Source organism: Microbacterium sp., from assembly GCF_030149085.1.
GTDB lineage: Bacteria > Actinomycetota > Actinomycetes > Actinomycetales > Microbacteriaceae > Microbacterium.
In genome coordinates, this window is sequence record NZ_JASBSF010000164.1 from 1 (window position 1) to 10,841 (window position 10,841).

A 10,841-nucleotide genomic window follows, 5' to 3' on the forward strand; every position below is an offset into this window, starting at 1 on the left:
CCGACGCCGCCTGCTCCAGGACGTGCAGGAGGTCGGCATAGTCCTCCAGGTGTGCGACCGGTGGCAGGAACACGTGCACCTGGCCATCTCGTGCCTCGAACGCGATGGCGGTAGTCGCTGTAGCTGCGACGCCCTGCAGGGACACGTCGGGCACCGCCGGCTCACGGAGCGGCGCCTCTTCGAGATAGGACGGTTCCGCCGTCAGCTCCTGTGGTGTCCACGACACCGAGTCCAACGGCAGGCGCAGGCCGATGGGGCTCGTGCCGGGGCTGAGCACGAGCCTGCCGCGGCGGAAGGTCCACACGGGGCTCGTCCAGTGCCCGTCGGTTGTGAGGGGTAGTACCCACCCGGTCGGGGTGTCGATGTCGCGGTCGAGCGCTGCGAGGTCGTGTTCGTCGAAACCCTCGACGTCGGTCGGTTCGCCGACGGGTTTGCGGACCTCTGCAGCCAGTGCCGCGAGCGGGTCTTCATAGGCGGGGAGGAGCCTGCTGTTCGGGATGCCGAGAGTCTGGGTGACGCGCCGCGCCAGGGTCTCGGCATCCGCCTGCGCGGTCGGCCTGGCCTCGTCAGACCACGGGTCGGCAAATAGCGACGGGTCGTTCCACAGCGGCACACCGTCTTTGCGCCACTGCAGCGCGATGTTCCAGCGGGGCAGCGGCTCGCCCGGATACCACTTGCCCTGGCCGCGATGCACGATGCCGCCGCCGGCGTAGCGCTCGCGGAGCTTCTCGGCGAGGGTGTCGGCGAGCTCTCGCTTCTGGTCGCCGTCGGCGTCGGTGTTCCATTCGGGTGCTGTCGCGTCATCGACAGAAACGAAGGTCGGTTCGCCGCCCATCGTCAGGCGCACATCTGCCGCCGTGAGCCGCTCGTCGACCGCCTCGCCGAGCGCGTCGATGCGCTGCCACTGGTCCTCGGTGTAGGGGCGGGTCGTGCGCGGGTCCTCGTGGATGCGGCGCACCTCGTTGTGGAACGAGAACTCGACCTCGACGGGCTCGGTGGCTCCCGAGATGGGTGCGGCCGAGGACGGCTCAGGTGTAGCGCTCAGCGGAATGTGCCCTTCGCCGGCGAACAGACCGCTCGTGGCATCCAGTCCGATCCAGCCGGCACCTGGCACGTAGACCTCGGCCCACGCGTGCAGGTCGGTGAAGTCGGCGGCAGGCCCACTCGGACCGTCGAGGGACTCCTGGTCGGGGGCGAGCTGGACGAGGTAGCCCGAGACGAAGCGTGCGGCCAGGCCGTACTGACGCAGCAGGCTTACGAGCAACCAGGCGCTGTCGCGGCACGAGCCGATACCGCTGCGCAGCGTGTGGTTCGGGGTCTGCACTCCCGCCTCCATCCGCACGCTGTATGCGACCCGCTGCTGCACCGCGCGGTTGAGGTCGGCGAGGAACGTCACGGTCGGGACGCCGTCCTCGGGCAGCGGCGGCAGAGTCTCCCGCCACCTCTGAGCGCGCCCGCTGCCGGGCACGGCTCGCAGATAGGGCGCGAGATCGGATGCCAGATCAGAGCGGTAGGCGAAGGGGAACCGTTCCGCGTACTCCTCGATGAAGAAGTCGAGCGGGTTGATCACCATCATGTCTGCGACCAGGCCCACCGTGATCTCGAGCCGGTCGACCTTCTCGGGGAAGACCAGGCGAGCCACCCAGTTGCCGAAGGGGTCCTGCTGCCAGTTGACGAAGTGGTTCTTCGGGTACACCTCGAGCGAGTAGGCCTCGATCGGGGTTCGCGAGTGCGGGGCCGGCCTCAACCGAACGAGGTGCGGGGCGACCGAGATGGGCCGGGCGAACTCGTACGCGGTGCGGTGCTCGAGAGCCACCTTGATCGACATGCACACAGCGTGTCGGAGAACTGTTGCGTGCGGGTTACGGTTTGCCGACCAGTCGGACTCGACCCCGATCCTCTAGAGCGCAGCGAGCTGGGCGTCGAGGAACTCGCGAACGTCGGCCAACTCCTGCTCCGAGACGCTGTGGGTGAGCCCCGGGTACGCGCCGCCCGAGAGGGTGGCGTGGCCGGGAAGCCACTGCATCGTGTGCTCGACGAGCGCCGGGGGGATGACGTCATCGTGCGTTCCGCGGCCCCAGAACACCGGCGGCCGGCGCTCTGCCATCGCCGCATCGCCCTCGAGGTCGCCCGGGGCGACGTACCCGCTGAGGTTCACGGCGAAGGCGAACCGGTGCGGCTCCAGGCGCAGGGCTTGCATCGAGACGGCGGCGCCCTGGGAGAACCCGAGGAGCCCGACGGGGTCGTCGCCGGGGAGTGCGTCGACCCAGTCGATGAGGCGGCGCGCGGCATCCGTCACCCGCGACGGGTCGCGGCCATCCAGCCCCTCGATCGGGTACCAGGAGTATCCCGGGGCCGGCCATGGCGGTGTGAGGGGTGCGCGAACAGCGGCGATCGTGACATCGGCGGGCAGGTACGGCCTCAGCCCGAACAGGTCGCGTTCGTCGGAGCCGTAGCCGTGCAGCAGCACCAGCAGCGGCCGTCCTGTGCGGTCCTCGGGCTCGGTGGACCAGAGGACCGTGTCGTCGGCGAGTGCCGGCGTGTCGATGTCACTCATGGCCTCAGGGTATACAAGAGACATGCCGGTACGGACCCCAGACCCCGACCCCAACGAGCGTGACGACGAGGGAACGCCCCGCGATCCGCTCGGCGGGATCGGCGCTTCGTTCGGTCGCGCCGGGCATCCCGTCGGCGACGGGAGCTTCGGTTCTCCCGCACCCGACAGTGCCTCGAACCCGGGATGGCTCACCGACATCGAACTCGCCGAAGCGCGTCGGCGCCTGCCAATTCTCTACGTCGAGGCGCTCCCGGTACGGACGGATGGCGTTGGCCTGGTCACCGAGGTCGGCATCCTGCTGCGCGCCACCCCGCTCGGTGAGATCACCCGCTCGCTCGTCTCGGGGCGCGTCCGCTACGGCGAGACGGTTCGCGATGCGCTGTTCCGTCACCTCGAGAACGACCTCGGACCGATGGCGTTCCCGCTGCTGCCGCCGCAGCCCGTGCCGTTCACTGTCGCCGAGTACTTCCCGATTCCCGGCGTGAGCCCGTTCTTCGATGACCGACAGCACGCGGTGTCGCTCGCGTTCGTGGTTCCCGTGACCGGCACCTGCGAGCCGCGTCAGGATGCGCTCGAAGTCACGTGGATGTCGCCGGAGGAGGCGGCATCCGACTCCCTGGCCGCCGAGATGGAAGGTGGCAGGGGAACGCTCGTGCGCCTTGCGCTGGCGAGCGTCGGCGCGCTGCGCTGACGCGGGAGTGCCGATGCCCACCAACGTCCAGCTCGTCGAGTTCGCCGTCGGGCTCCCGATCGCTCTGGGAATCTCCTACCTCATCGCGCTCGCGATGCGGCGGCTGTTTCGAGAACGCCTCCCTCTGTCGCTCTCGGTCATGATCCTCACCTCGGTCGTGGGAACCGCGATCGGGCTGTTCATCGCCGGGTGGTTTGTCGTGGACGCGCGCCTGTGGACGCCGCTGACGTTGCTGATCGCGTTCGGCTCCAGCATCCTGGTCGCCTTCGCCGTTTCTGGGCTGTTCGTCGGTCTTCGACGCGACCCGGGGAAGGTCGACATCGCAGCGCTGCTGGCTGCCGGAGAGTCCGACCGTGTCGAGTTCAAAGAGACCGCGCGCTGGAACGTCCGCGAGAACAAGAAGGACCCGCGGATGGAGCAGGTGGTCGCCAAGACCGTCGCCGCGTTCCTCAACAGCGGGGGCGGAATCCTTGTGGTCGGTGCGAGCGACGACGGCGAAGCGCTGGGCCTTGACCGCGACCTCGCGACCCTTCGCACTCCGGACGCCGACCGCTTCGAGCTGTGGCTGCGCGACATGCTCTCCACGCTTCTCGGGCGCAACGCCGCGGCCTTGCCGATCGTTCGGTTCCCCACGGCGCCCAACGGGGCGATGGTCTGCGCGATCGTGTGTCCGCCCTCTCCGCGACCCGTTTTCGTGACGCAGGCGAAGGATGGATCATCGACGGAGCTGTGGGTTCGGGTAGGTAATTCGACCCGATCTTTTGCGGTCGACGAGGCTGTCGAGTACGTCGCGAGGCACTGGGGTCGTCGCAGCGCACGGCAACGCTCGGCCGATCCCAAGCATCCCGCTACCTGATCGTCATCCGAGCGCGGTATGGTGTGTGCGCTCGGGGGAGATTGATCCCGCATGTCCCGGAGGACCGGATGCCCGACAACGCCCCATCTGCTCACACCGACGCATCGCTCTCGACGCCGTTCGATGAGCTTATGAATGCTGCGCCGGATGCCAGCTTCTCGGCTGCTGGTGGTGCGGGTTTCGCCACTGTCTTCCGCGGCTATGACCGCGACGACGTGGATGCGGCGGTCTCGCGGCTCACCGCGAACCTCGCCACCGAATCACAGCGTGCCGCCGAGAGTTCCGCGCGCGCTGACGCCGCCGCAGAACGCCTCGCCAGGCTCGAGGGAGACCTCACGGCGGTTCGCGCCCAGCTTGCAGAGGCCGAGAGCCGCATCGCCGCGCTCACCGAGGAGCTCGCCGACGGATCGGCTGCATCGCCGAACCGGCGTCACTTCGAAGAGGTGCTCCGGGTCGCCGAGGAACAGGCGAGCACCATCATTCACAACGCCACGAACCAGGCCGACAAGCTGCTCCAGGCTGCCAGTGCCGAGGGCGACAGTCGTCGTGCCGAGGCCGAGGCTGATGCCGCGCAGATCATCGCGCGCGCGAACAGCGACGCCGAGCAGATCCGACTTCGGATGCAGACGGAGCTGACGGCGCACACCGCTCGCCTCGAGCGCGAGGCAGCGGCGTCGGCGGATGCCGTCGTCCAGGCCGAGCAGGAAGCAGCCGCGATCCGCACCGAGGCTGAGAAGGCTGCGGCGACAACTCGCGCCACTGTCGCGCGAGAGACCGAGCAGTCGCGGGCCGCGGCTGAAGAGGCGGTTCGTGAGCTGCGGATGCGGGCTGCCGAGTTCGAGGAGTCGCTCACGCGCCGTCAGGATGACGCGCAGCAGGAGTTCCTGGTGCTGCACAATCAGGCTGTCGCGCACGCGGAGCGCATCACGACTGACGCGAACGCGCAGGTCGCTGCAGCGCTCGAGCACGCGCAGCGGATCACCGCGAAGGCCGACGACTTCGACAAGCTCATGCGCTCGCAGGCGCAGCAGATCGAGGCCGACGCGAGGGTGCGGGCGTCCGAGCACCTCGACCGTGCACGCGAGAAGGCGCAGCGCATCATCGACGCCGTGACGACCCAGGCCGATAGCGTGCTCCGCGACGCCGAGGACCGCACGCGGCAGTTGCGCTGGCAGCAGCATCAGCTCACGAGCTTCATGGCCGAGGTCAAAGAGATGATCCGCCCCGACGGTGTGAGCGCGCAGTCGGAAGCACCCGCGCTCGAGGCATCCGACGACGAGGGTGCGGCTGCTGAGACGGATGTCGCCCCCACCGGAGACGGCGGCGCCGAGCACGCGTAGTCTGGCCGAAGCCCGCGAGGGAGGTTCGGCATGGTCCAGGTACGCGTCGCCGGGGTGGCGATGGACTCGATGGGGCAGCACGTCATCCTGCTCAAGCCTCTGGATGATGCGCCCGGAACAGGCTCGATCGTTCCGATCTGGATCGGTGCTCAGGAGGCGACCTCCATCCTCGTCGCCGTCGAACACGCCGTGACACCGCGACCGCTTGCCCACGACCTCATGTCGGTGATGATCCAGCAGCTGCAGGCCGAGGTGACGCGCGTCGAGGTGACCCGGATCACGGACGGCACGTTCTATGCCGAGATCACCGTCGTCCATGGCGACCAGGTTCTCGTCATCGACGCACGACCCTCGGATGCGATCGCGCTGGCCTCGCGGACGGGGGCTGCGATTTGGGTCGCGGATGCCGTGGTCGAGGAAGCCGGCATGCCCGACATCCTCGACGAGGATGACGCCGAAGCGTCAGTCGACGAGTTCAAGCGTTTTCTCGACGAGGTCGATCCCGAGGACTTTCGCGGCTGACCGCCTCCGGGCTGGCGGCCGGAGCCCCGGTCGAGCCGCGCACGACCAGGGTCGTCGGCAGCTCGACGATACGCGGTTGGGGGTCTGCGCCGGCGGCGATGGCAACCAGCTCATCGATCGCGGCTCCCGCCATGTCGCGGATCGGCTGGCGAACCGTCGTCAGGGCAGGCTGGACCCACTTTGCCCCGCGAACGTCGTCGAACCCGACCACGAGCACGTCTTGCCCGACCCGCATGCCGAGGTCGGCGGCGGCGCGATACACGCCGATGGCCATCTCATCCGAGATCGCGAAGACGCCGATCGGCGCGGATGCCGCAGCCTCGCGCAGCGCCGGAAGGCTCGCGCGCCAGGCGCCCGGCGAACTCCAGTCCGCGCGAACCCGGTGGATGACGGCGGTCGGATGCCGCGAACGCACCGCGGCTTCGAAACCTTCCACGCGCGCGCGTCCGAAGCGGTAGGACGGTGCGGCATCCACGACGACGAACTGCTTGGCTCCAGCCTCGAGCAGGTGCTCCGCTGCCGCGGCCGCTCCGGCGCGGTCGGTCGTACGCACGCTGGTCAGTGACGCACCTGCTTCGGCCCGCGGATCCATCAGCACGAGCGGGATTCCCGCGTCGCGCAGGACGGCGAGCTGAGCGGCGGTGGGCAGGATCAGGCCCAGCACCACACCCGCTGAGCCGCGGGCCCGGATCCGCAGGGGCCAGTCATCGTCGGGGGTGTCTCGCTCCGCCGTGAGGACCAGGTCGAATCGATGGCGCGCTGCAGCGAGGTGTGCGCCAGCGGTGACCTCGTCGGCGTAGGGGTCGTGGAACCGCCCCAGTACGAGGTCGAACAGGTGCGACGTTCCCGTTCGCGGTCGCCCTCGGCGCACGCCGGTGGTCGAGTACCCGTACTGCTGGGCGACCGCCAGCACGCGTGCTCGCGTCTGCGGTGTCATCTCGCCCTTGCCTCGTAACGCGCGGGAGGCGGTTGAGACACTGACCCCGCTCTCGGCGGCGATCTGGGCGAGGGAACTCACGGAACGATTTTTGCGCAAAAGCGAGGACCTGCGCCACGGCCGCTGGCATTGTGGTGGGCGGATCGTGAGAGAAGGGCGATGTCGATGGGGATGTCGAGTCCACCCGTCCTGCGGGTCGCCATTGTCGGCGCCGGCTTCATGGGCAAGATGCACGCACACGCATGGCGCACCGCGCATCGTTTCTTCAGCCTGGATGCCATCCCCGAGATCGCCGTCCTCGTCGGGCGGGACGCGGCACGCACTGCCGATGCCGCCCGCGAGTTCGGGGCGCTCGCCGCGTCGACCGACTGGCGGGAGGTCGTGGCGCGTGCAGATATCGACGTCGTCGACATCTGCACGCCCGGTGACACGCATGCCGAGATCACGCTCGCGGCACTGGCCGCCGGAAAGCACGTGCTGTGCGAGAAGCCGCTCGCCAATAGCGTCGTCGACGCCGAGCGGATGGTCGTTGCGGCAGCTGCAGCCCCAGACCTCGTCGCGATGTGCGGATTCAGCTATCGCCGCACCCCTGCGCTGTCGCTTGCGCGTGAGCTCGTCACTGCAGGGCGGCTGGGTGAGATCCGGCACGTCCGGGCACAGTATCTGCAGGATTGGTTGAGCGACCCCGACGCCCCCTTCACCTGGCGACTGGACAGGGAACGCGCCGGCTCGGGCACTCTGGGCGACATCGGCGCGCACAGCATCGACACCGCCCAGTGGCTCAGCGGGGAGCGGATCACTGCGGTGTCAGCGCTCACACGAACCTTCGTGACCGATCGTCCCGAGCTCACGGAGCAGGTCGGGCTCGGCGGACGAGCCGTTCAGGGTGCATCCCGACGTGACGTCACTGTCGACGACGCAGCAGCGTTCACCGCCACTTTCGCAGGCGGCGCAATCGGGGTGTTCGAGGCAACCCGCATGGCGACCGGCAGGCGTAACGCCAACCGCATCGAGATCAACGGATCGCGCGGCTCGATCTCGTTCGACTTCGAACGCCTGAATGAGCTCGAGTTCTATGACGCCACCGATCCGGCAGGCGAGCAGGGCTTCCGTCGCATCCAGGTCACCGAGCCTGAGCATCCGTACGCGGCTGCGTGGTGGCCGGCGGGCCACGGCCTCGGGTACGAACACGGCTTCACGCACCAGATCGTGGACTTTGTGCGGGCGATCACCGCCGGCACGAAGCCGTCGCCCTCGTTCGCTGAGGCGGCTCAGGTCCAGCGTGTGCTCGCTGCCGTGGAAGACAGTGCGGCGCGAGGCAGCATCATGACGGCTGTGGAAGGAGCACCCTCATGACCACCAGACACGCTCTCGTCGTCCGCGGCGGGTGGGACGGGCACCGTCCCGTCGAGGCGACAGACCTCTATATCCCTTTCCTGGAGGCGAACGGATTCGCGGTGCGCGTCGAGGAGTCGCCCGACATCTATGCGGATGCCGCCGTGATGGCCGCCACCGATCTCGTGCTGCAGTGCGTCACGATGTCCGAGATCTCGCAGGATGCCCTGACGGGACTGCGCGCGGCGGTGAGAGCTGGTCTTGGGCTTGCCGGTTGGCACGGGGGGATCGCCGATTCGTATCGCAACAGCTCCGACTACTTACAGCTGGTCGGCGGACAGTTCGCGACGCATCCGTCGAAGAGTCCCGACCGGTGCACGGGTGACCAGAGCGACAACTATCTGCCGTACACGGTCGAGATGACAGCGCTCGGGCGCGAGCACCAGATCACGGCGGGAATCGCCGACTTCGAGCTGACCACCGAGCAGTACTGGGTTCTGCACGATGACCTCAACGACGTGCTGGCGACCACGACGCATCCAACCCAGCCGTACCATCCCTGGCATCGGCCGATCACCTCGCCCGCGATCTGGACGCGGCTGTGGGGAGAGGGGCGCGTCTTCGTCGCGACACCCGGGCACAGCCTGGATGTGCTCGAGGATCCGAACGTCCGCACGATCATCGAGAGGGGACTGCTGTGGGCAGCACGCACGGCATCGGCGTAGTCGGACTCGGCGTCATCTTCGCCCAGTATCGTGAGACTCTCGTCGGGCAGAGCGATGTCGCGCTCGTCGCGGTTGCCGACCTCGATGAGGCCCGTGCCCACGAGGTAGCCGCGACGATTCCCGGATGCCGCGCTCTGCGCGTCGGGGAGCTGATGGCAGACCCCGCCGTCGACACCGTGCTGAACCTCACGATCCCGGCAGCGCACGCCGAGGTCGCGCTGGCAGCGCTCGCGGCAGGCAAGAACGTCTACGGTGAGAAGCCGCTCGCGGCGACCTTCGAGCAGGCCCAGCAGATCATGGCGGCCAGTGGGCAGGCGTGGGTCGGCGGCGCGCCCGACACGGTGCTGGGGACCGGCATCCAGACAGCCCGGCAGCTCGTCGACTCGGGGCGGATCGGCCGGCCCCTCGCGGCGACGGCCACGTGGGTCGCTCCGGGACACGAAGCGTGGCATCCGAACCCCGACTTCTACTACCGCGAGGGCGGCGGACCCCTCATGGACATGGGTCCGTACTACCTGACCTCGCTCGTTCACCTGCTGGGTCCCGTCGAGAGTGTGAGCGGAGCATCTTCGCGCAGCAGAGACACCCGAATCATCGCTTCCGGGCCGCGGGCTGGACAGGAGATCCCCGTCGAGGTCGACACGTATGTCACGGGGACACTGCGACACGAGGGTGGTGCCATCTCGACAGTGGTCTTCAGCTTCGACAGCGTCGCCACGCACGCCGCGCCCATTGAGGTGCACGGGCAAACGGGTTCGATCGCGGTTCCCGACCCGAACATGTTCGAGGGCGACGTACAGGTACGGATGCTGGGAGCAGCGGAGTGGCAGACCGTTGCCCCGTCGGCAGGCTACGGCGGCGCTGGGCGCGGCATCGGGCTCATCGATCACGTCCACACCGGGGCCGACCGCGCGAGCGGAGCCCTTGCCCTGCACGTCCTCGAGATCATGACCGGGCTGCTGCGCTCTGCGCGAGAGAACTGTTCTTTCCCCCTCACGACCACGGTGCAGCGACCGGCGTTGGTTCCGCTGACCCCCGCATCCGACTGGAGATGATCCCATGACCGAAACCGCACGCGCCGTCGTCGACCTCGACGTCACCGGCGCCACGATCAACCGCCACCTGTATGGGCATTTCGCCGAGCACCTCGGCCGCTGCATCTACGACGGGTTCTGGGTCGGCGAGGACTCACCGATCCCCAACGAGCGCGGCATCCGTCTTGACATCGTGGAGGCCCTTCGCGCCGTTAACATCCCGAACCTGCGGTGGCCGGGGGGATGCTTCGCCGACGAGTACCACTGGCGCGACGGCATCGGTCCGCGTGATCAGCGTCCCCGGATGGCGAACACCCACTGGGGGGACGTCATCGAGAACAACCACTTCGGCACTCACGAGTTCATGGACCTCTGCGACATGCTCGGGGCCGACCCCTACGTCAACGGGAACCTCGGCAGCGGCACGGTGCAGGAGATGAGCGAGTGGGTCGAGTACCTCACGCGCGATGATGACAGCCCGATGGCGCGTCTGCGGCGCGAGAACGGCCGCGATGAGCCCTGGAAGGTGCCGTTCTGGGGCCTCGGCAATGAAGCATGGGGATGCGGTGGCAACATGTCGCCGGAGCACTACGCGCAAGAGGCCCGCCGCTACGCCACCTTCTGCCGCAACCACGGCGGCAACGAGCTCACGCGCATCGCCGCCGGCGCCAACGAGGGTGACTTGCGCTGGACCCGCGCCCTCATGGAGGCGGTGAACTGCCTCGGCTGCACGAAGGACGACAATCCCGTCTACCAGGCGATCTCGTTCCACTACTACACGCACTCGGGAACGGGCATCAACACCGAGGATGCCGCGGGTTTCACCGACGATCAGTACTACCGG

General features: G+C 68.4%; 10 protein-coding genes and 1 pseudogene. 8 read left to right on the top strand and 3 right to left on the bottom strand.

Annotation, left to right across the window (positions count from 1 at the left end; translation table 11 throughout):
• Both Q1V87_RS06655 and Q1V87_RS06660 read right to left on the bottom strand, forming a co-directional pair.
• On the bottom strand, nucleotides 1–1,828 hold a 1,828-nt coding region (locus Q1V87_RS06655), incomplete at its 3' end, for a transglutaminase family protein (protein ID WP_300591393.1).
• A gap of 72 nt (nucleotides 1,829–1,900) precedes the next feature.
• Complete coding sequence (locus Q1V87_RS06660) at nucleotides 1,901–2,557, bottom strand: alpha/beta hydrolase-fold protein (protein WP_300591394.1); 657 nt, start codon at nucleotides 2,555–2,557, stop codon at nucleotides 1,901–1,903.
• 22 nt (nucleotides 2,558–2,579) lie between these two features.
• Here Q1V87_RS06660 and Q1V87_RS06665 point away from each other — a divergent pair, with 22 nt between their 5' ends.
• The 4 genes from Q1V87_RS06665 to Q1V87_RS06680 all read left to right on the top strand — a co-directional run bounded on the left by Q1V87_RS06665 (nucleotide 2,580) and on the right by Q1V87_RS06680 (nucleotide 5,966).
• Entirely contained in the window at nucleotides 2,580–3,248 is a 669-nt protein-coding gene (locus tag Q1V87_RS06665) for an NUDIX hydrolase family protein (RefSeq protein WP_300591396.1), read from the top strand.
• A 13-nt stretch (nucleotides 3,249–3,261) separates the two neighbouring features.
• A complete protein-coding gene (locus Q1V87_RS06670; RefSeq protein ID WP_300591397.1) occupies nucleotides 3,262–4,104 on the top strand; it encodes a helix-turn-helix domain-containing protein in 843 nt (280 codons plus the stop codon).
• A gap of 68 nt (nucleotides 4,105–4,172) precedes the next feature.
• On the top strand, nucleotides 4,173–5,444 hold the full coding sequence (locus Q1V87_RS06675) for a cell division initiation protein (protein ID WP_300591398.1): 1,272 nt from the start codon (nucleotides 4,173–4,175) through the stop codon (nucleotides 5,442–5,444).
• Nucleotides 5,445–5,474: 30 nt separating this feature from the next.
• Entirely contained in the window at nucleotides 5,475–5,966 is a 492-nt protein-coding gene (locus tag Q1V87_RS06680) for a bifunctional nuclease family protein (RefSeq protein ID WP_292709564.1), read from the top strand.
• Here Q1V87_RS06680 and Q1V87_RS06685 read toward each other — a convergent pair.
• On the bottom strand, nucleotides 5,920–6,984 hold the full coding sequence (locus Q1V87_RS06685; protein ID WP_300591399.1) for a LacI family DNA-binding transcriptional regulator: 1,065 nt from the start codon (nucleotides 6,982–6,984) through the stop codon (nucleotides 5,920–5,922). The genes Q1V87_RS06680 and Q1V87_RS06685 overlap by 47 nt on opposite strands.
• A 90-nt stretch (nucleotides 6,985–7,074) precedes the next feature.
• On the opposite strand from Q1V87_RS06685, the gene Q1V87_RS06690 reads away from it, so the two are divergent.
• From Q1V87_RS06690 to Q1V87_RS06705, 4 genes and pseudogenes are all read left to right on the top strand, one after another.
• Nucleotides 7,075–8,259 carry a Gfo/Idh/MocA family oxidoreductase gene (locus tag Q1V87_RS06690; RefSeq protein ID WP_300591400.1) on the top strand — a complete coding sequence of 395 codons (1,185 nt, stop codon included), beginning with the start codon at nucleotides 7,075–7,077 and terminating at the stop codon, nucleotides 8,257–8,259.
• A complete protein-coding gene (locus Q1V87_RS06695) occupies nucleotides 8,256–8,963 on the top strand; it encodes a ThuA domain-containing protein (protein WP_300591401.1) in 708 nt (235 codons plus the stop codon). Before Q1V87_RS06690 ends, Q1V87_RS06695 begins: the two co-directional genes overlap by 4 nt.
• A complete protein-coding gene (locus tag Q1V87_RS06700) occupies nucleotides 8,936–10,018 on the top strand; it encodes a Gfo/Idh/MocA family oxidoreductase (protein WP_300591402.1) in 1,083 nt (360 codons plus the stop codon). Before Q1V87_RS06695 ends, Q1V87_RS06700 begins: the two co-directional genes overlap by 28 nt.
• A gap of 4 nt (nucleotides 10,019–10,022) precedes the next feature.
• Nucleotides 10,023–10,841, top strand: a pseudogene (locus Q1V87_RS06705) (alpha-N-arabinofuranosidase); the annotation flags it as partial.